This is a genomic window from Chryseobacterium sp. Leaf201 (assembly GCF_001421435.1).
Lineage (GTDB): Bacteria > Bacteroidota > Bacteroidia > Flavobacteriales > Weeksellaceae > Chryseobacterium.
Genome location: NZ_LMKA01000001.1, coordinates 295,765 through 312,560 on the forward strand (window position 1 = coordinate 295,765; position 16,796 = coordinate 312,560).

Below are 16,796 nucleotides of genomic sequence, written 5' to 3' on the forward strand. Positions count from 1 at the left end.
TCAGCAAATTTACTTAAGGTTTAAAGAATTAAATCTTAATGTTTCAATATAAAACATGAAAGGAGAAGATATTTTTGAACGGTACAGCCGGCAGATTTTCATTGAAGAAATCGGGTTGGAAGGCCAGCGGAAAATTATGGAATCCAAAGTTCTGGTTATCGGGGCCGGGGGATTGGGAAGCCCTGTCATTCAATACCTGGCAGCAGCAGGAACCGGGACTTTGGGTGTAGCGGATTTTGATGAGGTGGAACTGCATAATTTAAACCGGCAGGTGATTTATAACGAAAATTCAGTTGGAACATCAAAGGTGAAAAGTGCGGAAGGTTTTGTGAAGGATCTTAACCATCAGATTAACTTCATTGGAATCAAACAGAAAATTACCGCTGAAAATGCTGAAGAAATCCTTTCCCGGTTTGATATTATTGTTGATGGCTCTGATAATTTTTCAACGAGATACCTGGTTAACGATACCTGTGTGAAACTGGGGAAGCCTTTAGTTTACGGGAGTATTTTGGGATTCTCAGGACAGGTTGCGGTTTTTAACTGTAACGGGAGCAAAAATCTGAGAGATATCTTTCCGGAGCCGCCTTTTGAAGAAAACCTTCCGGATTGTGACCGCCTTGGCGTTTTAGGGACTTTACCCGGAATTGCAGGAAGCATGATGGCCGGTCTGGCACTGAAGATAATGACGGATTTGCCTTTACCGTTAAATCAGATGACTTTAATGGATACTTTAGAATGGAGATTTCAGACTGTTGAATTCTAGTTTGTGTCGTATACTGATGATTTTGAATTTTGTGGTATTAAACAGGGGTTTTGTTTATTTTAATTAAATAATAGAGCTTATTGTTTAAGAATTACCATTTTTATTTGATTATGTTTATTTAAAATGTATATTTAAGATAAATAATAATCCATCAGTCTATGAAAAAAATTTACTCATTTCTTTCTCATCATTGGGACGGAAAAAAAATCATCCGGCATACTGCTGCTGCTTTTATCCTGTTATTGGGAATCCACAACGTGGCAGATGCACAGGTAAGCACGTACAGTTTTGCACAGTCTTCAGGAAGTTTTAATGCTGTTACCGGAACGGTGCTGGATACCGCAACCGGAAATACATCTACCACCAACCTCAACAGTAATGTGTATCCGGTTACACTGCCGTTCAGTTTTGTATTCAATGGCGTATCGTACAGCACGGTCAATGTGTCAACCAATGGTTTTATCACCTTCGGGTCCACTGCTCCCACCACCACAAATACGTCCCCGATTTCCGGTACTGCAGCTTATGAAGGAGCTGTGGCAGCTTTCGGGCGGGACCTCAGCAGCATGTATGATATCAGCGGGACCACCGGCAATATAAGCTGGGAAACCGTAGGCACTGCCCCGAACCGTGAATTTGTTGTCCAGTGGAAGAATTTCCGCCCGAACAGCACTACTTCGGCAACGGCAGCGTATGCATTCTCGTTTCAGATCCGCCTGAGTGAAACTTCCAACGTAATCAGTACCGTTTACGGTCCCGGGACCTATATCGCAGGAAGTACAACCATTTCAGGGACTGCCCAGATCGGGCTGAGAGGAGCTTCCAATATCGATTTTAACAACAGACTCAATGCAACCACCCTGGAATTTTTTAATTCTACAGCAGGAACGGCAAGCTCCAGTACACAAAGCTTCAACACCGCTAATGCAACTCCGGGAATGCCTTCTTCGGGATTAACCTATACCTGGACACCACCGAGCTGCTGGGTTCCGCAGGGACTTTCCGTTTCGTCTGCTGCTGTAAACTCCGCCAATATTACGTGGTCAGCTTCATCTTCCGGGCCGGCGGGGTATGATATTTATTACAGCACCTCAAGCGTGCCGCCGTCTTCTACAACTACGCCTACAGTATCTAACATTGCAGGTACGTCAGCCACATTATCAACACTGGCTCCGGCAACTACCTATTATGTTTGGGTGCGGTCAAATTGCGGGGCCGGCAATATAAGTGTATGGTCCTTATTGCCGCTACAGTTTACCACATTATGTCAGCCGCCTGTTATCTCTTCAGTTACGGGTGCTTCAGTTTGTCCGGGATCTTCTGCTGCTTTATCGGCTGTAACTGCAGATCCGGCTACTGTTCTTACGTGGCATGATGCAGCTACGGGAGGAAATGTTGTAGGAAGCGGCCCGACTTTCAATACACCGGCATTGTCCAATACCACTTCATATTATGTTTCCGCAACCAATGGGACTTCCATGTTCGTTGGTCCGGCAACTCCAAATTCACTGACCGCTTCAGCCACAACAGGAGCCATCACTACGTATTATATTCAGTTTGAGGTAACAAATCAGCCGGTGACGCTGGTATCTACGGATGTATTCCCGGCTTCGGCAGGGCAGAGCACGGTGCTGGAAATTTTACAGGGCCCGACAACATTCAATGTGGTAAATACCATCAGTTTCACCTCAACAATTGCCAGTGACGGAACCATTCCCCAGACTGTTCCCATCAATATGCTGCTGACTCCCGGAACCTACCGCATGAGGATTTCCGGTGGAAATTATTACAGGAACTATACCAGCAATGCTGTTTTTCCTTATTCAATCCCGAATTTCAGCATAACAACCGGCTCCAATGTGTCTTCAGACTCTTACTACTTCATGTATAACCTTAAAGTAAATTCAGGATGCGAGTCTCCGAGGATGATGGTAATGGCAACCGTGAATTCAAACTGCCTGTCAACTTCTGAAGTTAAAGGGAAAGATGTCATGAAAGTGTATCCTAATCCTTTTACGGATGTAATCCATCTGGACAGGCCTGAAATGGTGAAGTCGATACAGGTAACAGAAGTTTCCGGAAAATTAATCAGGCAGAATATCCAGGCAGAACCTGTTCTGAAGCTTGATGGTCTCGCGCAGGGACTTTATATGTTGATCCTTGAGATGAAAGACGGAACCAAACAATCCGTTAAAATAATTAAAAAGTAACAATACACAAACGGCTCCTGATCAGGAGCCGTTTTTTAGGTATATATCTTATCTTACTGTGCCTGCGGCATTACACTGCCGGCATCTTCTTTTTTGGTCTGATTCAGGATGCTGGAGTCTTCTTTTGCCAGCTTGTTCCTTGTCGGGATTTTATAATTGACGGAAAGACCGAAATTTCTTGTGTCATATTTACTGCTGACCACCGCAGATTCTCCTGACGGCGGATTCGAGCGTATCTGCATCACCTGTCCGTTGAAAATGTCATTGGCAAAAACAGAAACGGTCAGGCGGTTATCCATGAACTTTTTTGTCAGGGTCAGGTCAAAAGAATTATTGAACGGCTTTTCTGCGGTGAAATAGAAATAGCCGGCTTTTGGAGTTAAATAACTGTAGTTGGCAGTCAGTTTAACCTCTTTCGGTAAAATCACCTGGGTCATGATATTGAAGATCCAGAAGCCTTTGTTGTTCAGGTTTTCGATTTCATGTTTCTGGTAACCTGCATACAGATACATGAAATTAATTTTGTCCGGGTTAAAATCAAACTTCATGATTTCACTCAGCGGTTTGCTGAAAATCATAAACGGAACCGGCAATCCAAGATTAAAATTATGGATTTTCATATTCGAGATATTCACCTGCTCATTATACAGGTTTTTTCCTTCTTTTCTGATGATCTGTGCTACCTGATTTTTTGCAGAGCTCACATTATAGCCGATGAATGCGTAATCAAATGCTGAAATCTTCAGTTCATAATTATCAAAAATGGTAGGCTGCAGATTCGGGTTCCCGGTAACCTGTGTATTGGGCCCCTGGAATGTCGTGTTATTCGGGTTTAAGGCTGAAATACTCGGCAGGCTGATCTTTTTATTGTAATTCGCAGCAATGTATACCTGGTTCATTACATTATACTGAACGCTTGCATTCGGGAATAATTTAAACTTATTAAAAGGAATCAAATCTTTCTGAACTACTGATTGCGTGCTGTCAGGAACCCTTGTCACGCCCGAAATATCATAGTTTTCTGCACGGGTACCCAGAATGAAATCAAACTTTTTCAGTTTTGCCTGAAATTCCAGGTATGTTGAGGTGGTTTGCCGTACATATTCTAAATTAGTTAAGCCTTTACTTTCCGTTTTGAAATTCTGGTTTTCATACAAACCTCCCAGGCTCACTTTTCCGCCATCCATTATTTTTAAGGGCTGGGCATAATCAACTTTGAAATTGGCAACCTTCATGTCAGATTTGTTGTTAAGGACATTTCCTCCCACAATTGAAATAGGCTGATCGTTATCAAGATATTTTCCTGTCCTGAAAATATTATCCTGGGCAAATTCATTGTCGGATTTTGTAAATCCAAACTGGAAATCCAGTTTCTGGGCTTTATCCGAAAAGCGTTTCTGGTAAGTTACCACGGCTTCCTGTCTTACATTATTGGTCTGTGCAGCATCAGAAGCATCAAAAATAAAATCCCTGTATTGATATTGCTGTGGATTTGTACCGGGGGTTTTGATCGTTTCAATTCCCTCGCCGTTGCTCAAAGTATAATTGTCATTATTATTATGGTAAATATCGTAGTTTAACAGCAAGCGGTCCTGTCCAAGATCAAAAGTAAGTCCGGATTTTGCAAAATAGCCGCGTCCGACCCTGTCTGTATTGCTGGTTAACAGCCTGTCCTGTTGTCCGTTCAACATGCTTTCGCGGTAGTTCTGGCCAACATTCAGCTGCCATCCGAAGATTTTATTCCGGGCGTTCAGGTTGATCGAGTTGGTTGTCCTGCTTCTGAATTTATCATAATTCGTAAACGAATAGTTTCCGGAATAGGTTGCCGTTAAATATTTATTGGCATTTTTATTCGTAATGATATTCATGATGGCGCCTCCGGAAGTAGCGGGAAATTCTGCGCCGGGCTGGGTAATCACTTCAATTCTGTCTACGGAATTCGCTGGCATCCCTTCAAGGAAAGAATTCAGCTCATTGGAAGTAATATTTAAGGGTCTTCCGTTCAGGTAAACATCAAGGACTTTCCCCTGGTACATCATGCCTGCAATATCAGTGGAAACCAGCCCGGGAAGCTTTTTGATGCCTTCAAGGACATTTCCGTTGTTAAGCTGCGGCTGCTCGGAAAAATCGAAAATGGTACGGTCGGCTTTCTGTTCAACGGCCTTTTTCGTTTTTGTGATCGTAACTTCCTCAATCTGTTTCTCTTTGACCGTGTTATTGGTTTTTTCCTGGGCAAAAATACTTATTGAGCCCAAAAAGGATAAAGCAATAATGGTTTTTTTCATAATATTTTACTTCTGTTGAGTTAGACGCCGAAAAAGGATTTTTGTTACAGGGAATTTCAGATTCCTGCCTGATTTTATTTCAGTGAAGAGAATTCTATGTAGTCATAATCAGGAGATGAAGTAAACAGCTGCCTTAAAACAGAAGCATGCCCGTTTCCTGCAATAACAAGGATCCGGTCATCCGGGCTCTGCGGAATATTCTGGATGTTTCTGAACATTCTCAGGTTCCGGTCATACCAGTATAATGCCAGCATATCTGCTCCGTCATGCTCCCTCAGCTTAAAATCTCCGCTCAGGTAAGCGCCGTATTCATATTGGTGGTATTCTTTGCTGTTCATGAATTTAAAAAGGTCAAGGATCGATTTGAAATTTTTGGGTTCTGAGCTTTTAAAGAACGCATTATACTGCTGTGATACGGGATCGTCACTCACAAAATCATAATCCCTGCTCATGTTTTTAAAATACAAGGAGTCAGTTTTGCCAAATTTTTTTTCGAGATCATCCAGAACAGAGCCGGCATCAATGCTGTATAATTCATTAAGGTTGAGTTCTTTTGCAATCCGCATGGCAAGCTGGTAACGTTCATCTCTTTGGTCTTTGTATTTGCCTTCTTTGTATTCTTTTAATTTCTGATTGGCATTCCAACCCGGCCAGGCTTCAATGGCTATTTTTGTCGGCCTGAATTTTTTGATGTAATCAACAAGTGCTGTCACTTCCTGAGCAGTTTTCGGAGACAGTACATCCACCTGATCTCCTTTTTCTGTTTTATGGGCATCAAGGTTAGGGTAGTCAAAATGGAATGATCCCACCACAAGAACTTTAGCTTTTGGTTCCGGAAAATAATCTGATGGTTTCTTTTGTGCAGAAATTATAGCAGATAGACAGAAGAAAAGTGAGTATAATAATGTTTTCATAAGTATTGATTAAATGTTAAGGTTTCTACTTCTGGGATTAGCATGAGTCATCGAAATAGTGTATTGCTGATTTTTTTTACAAAATTATCTTTTAGCAGGACAGAAAAAAACACCGTTTCGGCCAACGGAAGATGCCGCGGCATGAAATCATTTTCATCGGAGAAATTGAATTGTTTATCGAAAAAACAGGCTTTGCCTATAGGAGAACACCTACTTTTGTTCTATGAAAATTAATAAACTTCTTTATCTGCATATTTTCTTCTGGACGATTTATGTGATCGGGGCGGTTCTCATTCCTTATTTCATATTCAATTCAAAGAATACCATCTTCAACATCACTTTTTTTATTACGAGCATCATTTGTTTTTATATCAACTATTTCATTGTGGTTCCCGGTTTCTTTGACGGTGACAGGATTTATAAATCGGTTATTGTGTTTTTCCTGAGTGCAAGCTGTTTTGTCGGGATCCGTTATTGTATGGAAGAATTGTTCCTGCCGGCTTTTTTCGGGATCAGGAATTATGCGGAAGGCACAAAGTTTATCTATTACTTTTTTGATAATATTTTTTACAGCAGCACCACGATTTTCATCAGCACCACTTTCTGGTTCTTCAGGTATTTTATTGATGCTGAAACTGAAAAAACCGAACTGGTGAAAGCAAAGAAGACCGCAGAACTGCAGGCTTTAAAAACCCAGATCAACCCGCATTTTATTTTTAATTCCTTAAATAATATCTATTCTCTGATATATCAGAAATCTGACAAAGCATTGCCGGCTATAGAAGAATTAAGCAAGCTGCTGAGATTCAGTACCAAAGATCTTGAACAGGAATTTATTTCTTTAGAGAAGGAGATTGGCTATATCGACAGTCTGACGGCTCTTGAAAAACTAAGAATTAAAAATCCTGAATTATTGATTGCTGAAAAAAATATCAGCTATCCAACATTGCCTGTATCACCTATGCTACTGGTTCCTTTTGTAGAAAATGCGTTCAAGCACGGAGATTTCAGAAACAAAGGATTTGTACTTAAGATTTCGGATGAACAGAAGATTCTTCATTTTTATCTTCATAATTTTAAAAAGGAAAAAATGAAAGATTCAGGATCGGGTATTGGGATTGGCAACGTGAAAAAAAGACTGGAAATCCTATATCCGAAAAAACATGAATTGAATATCAATGAATCTGAAACAGAATTTATAGTAGATTTAAAAATTGATTTAAAGAATGGATAAGATTAAATGTATCGTTGTTGATGATGAACCGCTGGCAATATCGCTTCTGGAAAGTTACGTGCAGAAAATCCCTTTGTTTGAACTGGTGTTTTCTACGGAAAACCCTATCCTGGCCGTAGAATACCTGCAGCATCATGAAGCAGACCTGATCTTCCTGGATATCCAGATGCCTGAACTCACCGGGATTAACTTTATGAAGATTATCGGTGACAGGAAAAAGTATATTTTAACAACCGCATACTCAGAATATGCACTGGAAGGGTATGAGCACAATATTATAGATTATCTTCTGAAGCCTGTTTCTTTTGAACGGTTTTATAAAAGCGCAGAAAAAGCGCAGGAACGTTTTCAGATCCATGAAAATAAAGAAGGGTCACATTTCTTCGTCAAGTCTTCAGGTCGCCAGCACAGGATCGGTTTTGAAGATATTCTGTATGTTGAAAGCATCAAAGATTATGTAAACATCAGGACAAATGAACAGGAGTACATTGTTCTGGATACATTAAAATCCATGGAGCAGCAGCTTCCGGAAAGTTCTTTTGTACGGATTCATAAATCTTTTATCATCAATTTAAACCGCATTAAAGAAGTAGCTGCCAGGAAGATTATTTTGGCTTCCGGAAAAGAGATCCCGATAGGGGAAAGCTACCGGATGAATCTTTTAAACAAAATAAGATAAAATAAAAAAGCAGTTTCAAACGAAACTGCTTTTTCTATGATTATTAATTAATCTAACAATTAATTCTCTTGTCTCTTGATGAGGTTAAGCGCAGAACCTGCCTTAAACCAGTCAATCTGCTGATCGTTATACGTATGGTTTGCCATAATAACGTCTTTCGTTCCGTCTGCATGTACAAACTCTAAAGAAAGCTGTCTTCCCGGAGCAAACTGATCTAAATCTAAGAAGTTCACGGTGTCATCTTCCTGGATTTTATCATAGTCTGCTTCATTGGCAAACGTTAAACCTAACATCCCCTGTTTCTTAAGGTTGGTTTCGTGGATCCTTGCGAAAGATTTTACCAATACGGCTTTTACACCAAGGTGTCTCGGCTCCATGGCTGCATGCTCTCTGGAAGAACCTTCACCGTAGTTCTGGTCTCCTACAACGATCGTCGGTATTCCGGCAGCTTTGTATGCTCTCTGTACCGCAGGAACTTCACCGTGCTCACCTGTTAACTGGTTTTTCACGCTGTTTGTTTCCATGTTGTACGCATTCACCGCTCCGATCAGCATGTTGTTGGAAATATTATCAAGGTGACCTCTGTATTTCAACCAAGGTCCGGCCATTGAAATGTGGTCGGTGGTACATTTTCCGAAAGCTTTGATCAATACCTTAGCACCTTCAATGTTTTTACCGTCCCATGCTGGGAATTCTTCCAGAAGCTGAAGCCTGTCTGAAGTAGGGCTTACTTTAACCACTACTGAAGAACCGTCTTCAGATGGTGCCTGATAACCGGCATCTTCCACGGCAAAACCTTTAGCTGGTAATTCTGAACCTTTAGGCTCATCAAGTTTAATCTGCTCACCGTTCTCGGCAGTCAGCGTATCGGTAATCGGATTGAAATCCAGTCTTCCTGAGATAGCAACAGCGGCTACCATTTCCGGAGACGCTACAAAAGCGTGGGTATTCGGGTTTCCGTCTGCTCTTTTCGCAAAGTTTCTGTTGAAAGAGTGGATGATTGAGTTTTTCTCTCCTTTTTCAGAACCTTCTCTGTCCCACTGTCCGATACACGGTCCGCAGGCATTGGTAAAGATTCTTGCGTTTTCAAATTTTCTGAAAGAGTCCAGGAATCCGTCTCTTTCAGCAGTATATTTTACCTGTTCAGAACCCGGGTTAATCCCCAGGATGGCTTTAGGCTTTACTCCTTTTGCTACAGCATCTTCTACGATAGAAGCTGCTCTTGATAAATCTTCATAAGAAGAGTTGGTGCAAGACCCGATTAAAGCCCATTCCACTTCTAAAGGCCATCCGTTAGCTTCCGCTTTAGCTCTGAATTCAGAAACAGGTGTTGCTAAATCCGGAGTGAAAGGCCCGTTAAGGTGAGGTGCCAGTTCAGAAAGGTTGATTTCAATTAACTGGTCGAAATATTGTTCAGGGTTGGCATACACTTCAGCATCACCGGTTAAGTGTTCTGCAATTTTGTCTGCAGCATCCACTACATCCTGTCTTCCTGTGGCAGCAAGGTATCTTCTCATGGAATCATCATACCCGAAAGTAGAAGTAGTAGCACCGATCTCTGCCCCCATGTTACAGATGGTTCCTTTACCTGTTGCCGAAAGAGATTCTGCTCCTTCCCCGAAGTATTCTACGATGCATCCGGTTCCTCCTTTTACGGTAAGAATCCCTGCCACTTTAAGGATTACGTCTTTTGCAGCAGTCCATCCGGACATTTTGCCGGTCAGTTTTACACCGATCAGCTTAGGCATTTTAAGCTCCCAGGCCATTCCTGCCATTACGTCTACCGCATCAGCACCTCCTACACCAATTGCTACCATCCCTAAACCTCCTGCATTTACCGTGTGGGAGTCTGTACCGATCATCATTCCGCCAGGGAATGCATAATTTTCCAGTACAACCTGGTGGATAATCCCGGCGCCCGGCTTCCAGAAGCCGATTCCGTATTTATCACAAACAGAACTCAGGAAGTTGAAAACCTCAGAGTTCTTATTGATACCTTCCTGTAAATCTTTATCTGCACCTACCTTTGCCTGGATCAGGTGATCTGCGTGAGCTGTTGAAGGAACCGCTACTTTAGCTTTCCCGGCCTGCATAAACTGCAAAAGTGCCATCTGTGCGGTGGCATCCTGCATGGCTACTCTGTCCGGTGCGAAGTCTACATAAGAATTCCCTCTTTCATGTGCTCTCGTAGCATTTCCTTCCCAAAGGTGGGTGTATAATATTTTTTCTGATAATGTAAGAGGTTTGCCCACGATCTGTCTTGCTGCTGCAATTCTTTCAGGGTAACGCTCGTACACTTTTTTGATCATATCGATATCAAATGTCATATCTCAAAAACGTTTTAAAGTTATCAAACAATTAAAAATGTTCCCAAATTTACGAATTTTTAATATTTTATATGAGCTATATTATTTAGATTCTTTATAAATATGTGTTTTATAATTTCTATTTTGGATGTATTTTTGCTGCCAAATGATGAATATGAAAAAAGGAGTTCAGTTAATCGGGGTATTTATTTCAGTTTTTATTTTTTCCCAGGCACGCGTTGTAAAGAAACCTGCACTTAAAAATACATTAACAACAGCAGTGGCTAAATCTTCTGCTGCGAATGAAAAAAATAATAATTTCCCTGTTGTTAATAAAGACCTGCCCGCTCTGATTCCCAAAAAGAAAAACGGGAATTTCGGCTATGTCAATCAGAAAGGTAAATTTGTGATCCAGCCTGAATACCATATTGCTGTTTTTTTCTATGAGGACTGCAACCTGCTGAATTCTCCCAATGAAAAAGTAAGAAAATTCGGGTCAGCCGCGTATGCCACGGTGGAAAAGAATGAAATATCCTACAGGATTGATCAGAAAGGGAAAAGGGTGTATCAGTTTAAGCCGTCGGATCTTGGTAAATGTGCCCATAAAGAATATGTGCAGCAACTCTTTCAAGCCTATGTTCTCAACGGGTTCTACGGAATTATAGAGAAATCCACCTTTAAAAATGTACAGGATTACAGGCAGTTTAAGATTTATCCGCAGTATGAATACCTGTATATCCTGGAAGGGGATGATGTTGCCAATCCTATGATTATTGCTTCCAAAAACAATATGTTCGGCGTGATTGATGTGAACAACAGGATAATAATCCCGTTTGAATATGAAGACATCAAGCGCAATTTCAGCTGGAAGCTGGGGAAAATGTTTGATGTTTCAAAAGACGGAAAGAATTATTATTATATAGACGATCAGAATAAAACCTATTAGGAAGATAATGTAAAAGGATAAAGTAATATACCTTTACTGTGGACACCAGATGATAAATTTCTCCAATCCTGACTTCAATATTTTAATGCTGCTGCATCTCATAAAAATTTTGTAATTTCGCGGCTGAAATAAAGGGGTGCTGTAATAAGCTGAGATTATACCCAATGAACCTGGAACGGGTAATGCTGTTTAGGGAAATTAAAAATGAGCAATAAGTAATAGGCAATGAGCTGTTCATACATTATTACTTAGTACCAATTACTCATTATTCATGATAATCCGCCCCTTTTATTCATTAAATTTTAAAATTTATAGAATGAAAGGATTATTTTTTTTAGGGCTTACTGTAGGCTCATTCGCTTTTGTACAAGCACAGAATTCCGATTCTCTTAAAGTAAAGGAAATTGAAGCCGTTAACTTTACCAGAAGGCTTCCCGTTGCCAAAGAAATCATTAATGTTGCCAAAGATCTAGACAGCCGCAATCTGGGCCAGGACTTACCGATTCTTCTTAAAAACCAGACTTCCGTTATTTCCACTTCAGATGCCGGAAACGGAGTGGGCTACACAGGGTTCAGGATCCGTGGGGTTTCAGGAAGCGGGATCAATGTCATGATGAATGGTGTTCCTTACAATGATTCAGAAAGCCAGGGGACTTTCTTTGTGAATGTACCGGACCTCACGAGCTCCGCCTCACAGATTGTCATCCAGAGAGGAGTAGGGACTTCCAACAACGGCGTTTCAGCTTTCGGGGCCAGCATTAATGTGATTTCAAAAGATCCGGAAGAAAAGTTTTACTTTAAAACAGATGACAGCTACGGATCATTCAATACCTATAAATATTCCGCGGAAATAGGTTCCGGAAAATTCTGGGGCAACAGGCTTTCCGTAATGGGAAGATACACTCATATCAGTTCCGACGGGTATATCGACAGGGCTTTTTCAAAATTGCATTCCTATAATTTTACAGCTTTGTATGAAGAAGGGAATACCAGGATCCGCCTGATGGCTTTCGGGGGCAAGGAAAAAACCTACCAGGCCTGGAATGGCATTGACCGTGAAACCTGGGAAACCAACCCGAAGTTCAATTATTCCGGAGCGATTTATGATGCGAACTGGGAAAATATCGTTGGCTTTTATGACAATGAAACCGATAATTACAGACAGAACCATTATCAGCTGCTCTGGGAACAGAAGTTCAATGACCGCTGGAATTTAGAAACTACGGTACATTATACAAGAGGAAAAGGGTATTACGAAAATTATAAGCAGGGTGACCCTTTTGCGAGATATAACCTGGCTGACAGGGCAGGTGAAAAATATTCGGATTTTATCAGGAAAAAATGGCTGGACAATGATTTTTACGGCGTTGTTTCCACATTATACGGGAAATTTGAAAACCTTGACCTGAACTTCGGGGTGGTAGGGAACCAGTATTACGGCCGGCATTTCGGGAACGTAACCGGGGTTTTCTTACCGCAGATTGATGAACATGAATATTACAGGAACCGTTCGGTAAAAAATGAAGCGGCCGGTTTTGCCAAGGCTTTAGTAAGGGTTAACGATTTTGAGTTTTTCGGAGACCTGCAGCTGAGAAACATCGATTACGATACCAAAATTATACAGTCCGGAGACGACGAAGGTGCTGATCTGGATAAAAACTGGCTGTTTTTCAATCCAAAAGCGGGAATCAATTACAGGATCCCGAAAGGAAAGGTTTTTATTTCTTACGCACATGCACAGCGCGAGCCCAACAGGGATGACCTGCTCGCTGACAATACCGTAAAAGCAGAAAAGCTGCATGATTTTGAAGCCGGTTTTGAAAGGCAGTTCGGCATGGTTTCATTTACGGCAAACCTATATTATATGTATTATGTCAACCAGCTGGTGCTGAACGGTGAGCTGAACAATGTAGGCGCCTTTATCCGGACCAATTCAGGGAAAAGCTACAGAAGCGGAATTGAACTGGGTGCCCTGGCAAAAATCTCAAAACAATGGGAAGTGAACGGGAACATAAGCTTCAGCAACAACAGGAATCTGGACTTTAAAGCAGAAAATGAAGAAGGGGTAAAAGACCTGGGAAATACACAGATTTCTTTCTCGCCGGATGTCATTGCCAATCTGGGACTGAAATTCAATCCAAACCAAAATTTCCAGTTTGCTCTGATCAATCAGTATGTTGGGAAGCAGTACCTGGATAATTCAGAAGATCAGAACCTGCAGCTGAAAGATTATTTTTTAATGGATTTTAATGCGCAGTATCAGTTTAAAATAAAGAATAATGATATCGCCCTGAAATTATTGGTCAACAACCTTTTCAACAGGAAATATGTCAATAACGGAGCTGTTTATGACGGAACGCCTTACTATTTTTCTCAGGCAGGAACAAATTTCATGTTCGGGATCAGCTGGAAAATTCAGTAACCGGTCAGGCTGTAAATAAACCATTACAGTAAAATAAAGTTAGATGAAGACTGCTCCGGCAGTCTTTTTCATGAGGAGCTGTTTCCCGCTATCCACTGTATCTTTTTTGTTACAGCCTCCGTTTCACTCCGGCCGCAACAAAAAAGGATGTCGTTTCTATCGGGGCTAAGGAAATGGTCGTCAATATATAAGTTGTGGATTACCATATAAATGCTGATTTTGTTGTACATGGTTTTGCAGGCATCCGGGCCTGAATTTGTAATGGTCTTTAAGTCTTATTCACAAAAAAACAAATCTTCCGAAAAGTCATCAAAAAGTTATAAATTTGCGACCAAATGAATACCTCAGCTTACATTTTAGAATATTTAAAACAGTTCGGGACGGTTACCGTTCCCGGTTTTGGCATTTTTTCTCTGGAAAATTCCAAGGCCATTATCAATTCCGAAAATGGGAGTATTCTTCCTCCGGCAAGCACCATTGTTTACAAACCGGATTATGAATTAAAATCTGATGACCTGGCCGCTTTTATCGGAAGCCAGAAACAGATGTCCCTGGAAGCATCTGCAACGGATCTTCAGATCCAGACCGATTTTTGGAAAAAGAAACTCCAGGCAGAACAGGCACTGGAGATCCAGGGGTTGGGGAAAATCTTTCTTGAAGAAGGCAAAACTCATTTTAAAGGCAACAGGCTGCAGTCTGACCATCCTGATTTTTACGGACTGGAAGAAATTAAAATATCGGATATTAACGATAAAACCCTGAAAACTGCCGTTCCTGTAAATACGGAAAAAGATTACCGGTTCAATAAATCAATTCTCTGGGCTTTCCTGGTTATTATCCCGGTTGTAGGGATTCTGTATGTGGCTTATGCGCAGCAGGAGCTTCTTTTCGGGAAGAAATCTTTTGATAAAACCAATATTTCCGTGCAGACTAAAACCCACAGGATTGCAGAAGATACGGTGAAAGTACAGGTACACGCGCCGGTTGTTGCAGATTCCCTGAAAAAAGATTCAGTACAGAAGCCGGTACAGCCCGCCGCAGACCAAGTCGTTAAAATTCCGGCAACTCAAAACAACACTAAGAAAAAATGACAAAAATAAAAAAAGCGTCAGAATCCCTGACGATCATGACGAATATCGTACTTCCCAATGACACCAATCAGCTGAGAAACCTTTTCGGAGGCGAATTGCTGGCAAGAATGGACCGTTGTGCCTCCATCTCCGCCACAAGGCACTGTGAAAGAAGGGTAGTAACAGCATCGGTAAACCACGTTTCATTTGACCACCCAATCCCGGAAGGCGGAATTGTGGTAATGGAATCCAAAGTTTCCCGCGCTTTCTCCACTTCAATGGAAATTTATGTGGATGTCTGGCTGGATGACCCGATCAACCATAAAAAAATCCAGACCAACAAAGGGATTTATACCTTTGTGGCAGTAGACGAGTTCAACAGGCCTATCCCCATCCCGGATATGGAGCCCGAAACGGAAGAGGAGAAAGAACGGTTTGCAGCTGCTTTAAGAAGAAAAGAGCTGTCCCTGATTCTTTCCGGGAGAATGAAGCCATTGGATTCCGTGGAACTGAAAAAACTATTCCAGGAACCTAAATAACCTCTTTCAGGGAAAGCCCGCATAAAAGCAATGTAACAGCTAAAGATAACACCGACAGAAATATTTGTCGGTTTTTTATTGCCGTTTTTGCTGAAGATTCCAGGTGGCTGTTGTCTTTTCCAAACATTTTCTGAGGGTAAAATAAAGGAAATGCGATAAAGCATAAAATGACGGCATTAATTCCCACTTCAAGCCATAAGAACATTTTACTCCCAAAACCGTCTGCCCCTCCAGAAGAATAATGGATGGGAACAGTTTCTTTAACCGACGGGAATTTAATTCCTAAAAAGACAGCATAAGCCAATAGCAGTACTGCCGAAAGGCCGAAAATAAATGTATATGATTTCATGCGGTCAACTGAAAAATTTTATCCTGTGAAAGCGGTTTCTGAATCTTTGCCCTTACCTTTGTCCTAACAAATATAAAGAATAATGTCTTCCATGAGAATTTTGCTTTTAGATAAAAACCACCCGCTTATTACCGAACAGCTTCTGGAAAAAAACTTTATCCTGGAAGAAGATTTTACTTCTTCGTATGATGAGGTCTGCCGTAAAATTGAAAATTATGACGGTGTTATTATCAGAAGCCGGATCCCTCTGGATAAAAACTTTCTGGAACGTGCCAAAAACCTGAAGTTTATCGCAAGGGTAGGGGCGGGAATGGAAAACATCAATATTCCGGTGGCTGAAAAGCTGGGGATTCAGCTGATCAATTCCCCTGAAGGAAACCGTGATTCCGTAGCGGAGCATGTGGTCGGGATGCTGCTGGTTCTGATGAACAGGCTGTTCATTGCTTCGCAGGAAGTAAAGAACGGTATCTGGCTGCGCGAAGAAAACCGTGGTGATGAGCTCCTGGGGAAAACCGTCGGGCTGATCGGTTACGGGAATATGGGAAAAGCAACGGCAAAAAGGCTTTCCGGGTTTGGCTGTACCGTCATTTTCCATGACATTCTGCCTGGCCTTTCGGATGAATATGCCACACAGGTTTCTCTGGAGGAATTAAAAGACAGGGCAGAAGTGCTAAGCCTGCACATTCCTTTAACAGAAGAATCCTATTACCTGATTGACGGATCTTTCATTTCCGAAATGAAAAACGATTTTTATTTCATCAATACAGCCAGAGGTAAAAATGTTGAAACGAAAAGCTTAGTTGAAGCAATGCGTTCCGGCAGGGTTAAAGGCGCCTGCCTGGATGTCCTGGAATATGAAAAATCCTCTTTTGAAAATCTGGAAACAGAAAATGAAAATCTGAAATACCTCCTGGAATCTGAAAAAGCCATCGTTACGCCGCACATCGCCGGATGGACCTGTCAGAGCAAAGAAAAGCTTGCCCAGGTAATCGCAGACAAGATTATAGCCGGATTTGCATAAATAACAGTCAGCCGTTAATCCCAGGATTTCAGTTTAATTATTATGTTAAATAATT

Annotated in this window: 13 protein-coding genes; 9 read left to right on the plus strand and 4 right to left on the minus strand. The window is 41.4% G+C overall.

The genetic code is table 11. From position 1 onward, the window contains the following. Nucleotides 1-55: 55 nt before the first annotated feature. Both ASE55_RS01425 and ASE55_RS01430 read left to right on the plus strand, forming a co-directional pair. On the plus strand, nucleotides 56-766 hold the full coding sequence (locus tag ASE55_RS01425) for a HesA/MoeB/ThiF family protein (protein WP_056214503.1): 711 nt from the start codon (nucleotides 56-58) through the stop codon (nucleotides 764-766). A gap of 158 nt (nucleotides 767-924) precedes the next feature. Then, complete coding sequence (locus ASE55_RS01430; protein ID WP_056214506.1) at nucleotides 925-2,976, plus strand: fibronectin type III domain-containing protein; 2,052 nt, start codon at nucleotides 925-927, stop codon at nucleotides 2,974-2,976. A gap of 53 nt (nucleotides 2,977-3,029) precedes the next feature. Here ASE55_RS01430 and ASE55_RS01435 read toward each other — a convergent pair whose 3' ends face one another. Both ASE55_RS01435 and ASE55_RS01440 read right to left on the minus strand, forming a co-directional pair. Continuing rightward, complete coding sequence (locus ASE55_RS01435; protein ID WP_056214509.1) at nucleotides 3,030-5,261, minus strand: outer membrane beta-barrel protein; 2,232 nt, start codon at nucleotides 5,259-5,261, stop codon at nucleotides 3,030-3,032. 74 nt (nucleotides 5,262-5,335) lie between these two features. Beyond that, nucleotides 5,336-6,175 (minus strand): DUF5694 domain-containing protein, encoded by an 840-nt coding sequence (locus ASE55_RS01440; RefSeq protein ID WP_056214511.1) that lies wholly within the window; start codon nucleotides 6,173-6,175, stop codon nucleotides 5,336-5,338. A 223-nt stretch (nucleotides 6,176-6,398) separates the two neighbouring features. Between ASE55_RS01440 and ASE55_RS01445 the strand changes: the two genes are divergently transcribed. Together ASE55_RS01445 and ASE55_RS01450 are read left to right on the plus strand one after the other, a co-directional pair. After that, the gene (locus ASE55_RS01445; RefSeq protein WP_056214514.1) at nucleotides 6,399-7,409 is read left to right on the plus strand and encodes a sensor histidine kinase; all 1,011 of its coding nucleotides are present in this window, start codon (nucleotides 6,399-6,401) and stop codon (nucleotides 7,407-7,409) included. Further along, a complete protein-coding gene (locus ASE55_RS01450) occupies nucleotides 7,402-8,088 on the plus strand; it encodes a LytR/AlgR family response regulator transcription factor (RefSeq protein WP_056214517.1) in 687 nt (228 codons plus the stop codon). Before ASE55_RS01445 ends, ASE55_RS01450 begins: the two co-directional genes overlap by 8 nt. A gap of 59 nt (nucleotides 8,089-8,147) precedes the next feature. Here the strand turns inward: ASE55_RS01450 and ASE55_RS01455 are convergent, their stop codons facing one another. Continuing rightward, nucleotides 8,148-10,415, minus strand: a complete 2,268-nt coding sequence (locus tag ASE55_RS01455; RefSeq protein ID WP_056214519.1) for an aconitate hydratase — start codon at nucleotides 10,413-10,415, stop codon at nucleotides 8,148-8,150. Between the two features lie 154 nt (nucleotides 10,416-10,569). Here ASE55_RS01455 and ASE55_RS01460 point away from each other — a divergent pair, with 154 nt between their 5' ends. From ASE55_RS01460 to ASE55_RS01475, 4 genes are all read left to right on the plus strand, one after another. Further along, nucleotides 10,570-11,340: a WG repeat-containing protein gene (locus ASE55_RS01460; RefSeq protein WP_056214597.1), complete on the plus strand. Its 771-nt coding sequence runs from the start codon at nucleotides 10,570-10,572 to the stop codon at nucleotides 11,338-11,340. Between the two features lie 316 nt (nucleotides 11,341-11,656). Next, nucleotides 11,657-13,762 carry a TonB-dependent receptor gene (locus ASE55_RS01465; RefSeq protein WP_056214522.1) on the plus strand — a complete coding sequence of 702 codons (2,106 nt, stop codon included), beginning with the start codon at nucleotides 11,657-11,659 and terminating at the stop codon, nucleotides 13,760-13,762. Nucleotides 13,763-14,097: 335 nt separating this feature from the next. Continuing rightward, nucleotides 14,098-14,853: a hypothetical protein gene (locus tag ASE55_RS01470; protein WP_056214525.1), complete on the plus strand. Its 756-nt coding sequence runs from the start codon at nucleotides 14,098-14,100 to the stop codon at nucleotides 14,851-14,853. After that, the gene (locus ASE55_RS01475) at nucleotides 14,850-15,371 is read left to right on the plus strand and encodes an acyl-CoA thioesterase (protein ID WP_056214528.1); all 522 of its coding nucleotides are present in this window, start codon (nucleotides 14,850-14,852) and stop codon (nucleotides 15,369-15,371) included. Before ASE55_RS01470 ends, ASE55_RS01475 begins: the two co-directional genes overlap by 4 nt. Here ASE55_RS01475 and ASE55_RS01480 read toward each other — a convergent pair. Continuing rightward, nucleotides 15,364-15,720: a DUF1648 domain-containing protein gene (locus ASE55_RS01480; protein ID WP_056214529.1), complete on the minus strand. Its 357-nt coding sequence runs from the start codon at nucleotides 15,718-15,720 to the stop codon at nucleotides 15,364-15,366. The two genes, ASE55_RS01475 and ASE55_RS01480, sit on opposite strands and share 8 nt — an antisense overlap. Before the next feature lie 91 nt (nucleotides 15,721-15,811). On the opposite strand from ASE55_RS01480, the gene ASE55_RS01485 reads away from it, so the two are divergent. Next, nucleotides 15,812-16,741 carry a 2-hydroxyacid dehydrogenase gene (locus ASE55_RS01485; protein WP_056214599.1) on the plus strand — a complete coding sequence of 310 codons (930 nt, stop codon included), beginning with the start codon at nucleotides 15,812-15,814 and terminating at the stop codon, nucleotides 16,739-16,741. The last annotated feature ends 55 nt before the right edge of the window (nucleotides 16,742-16,796 follow it).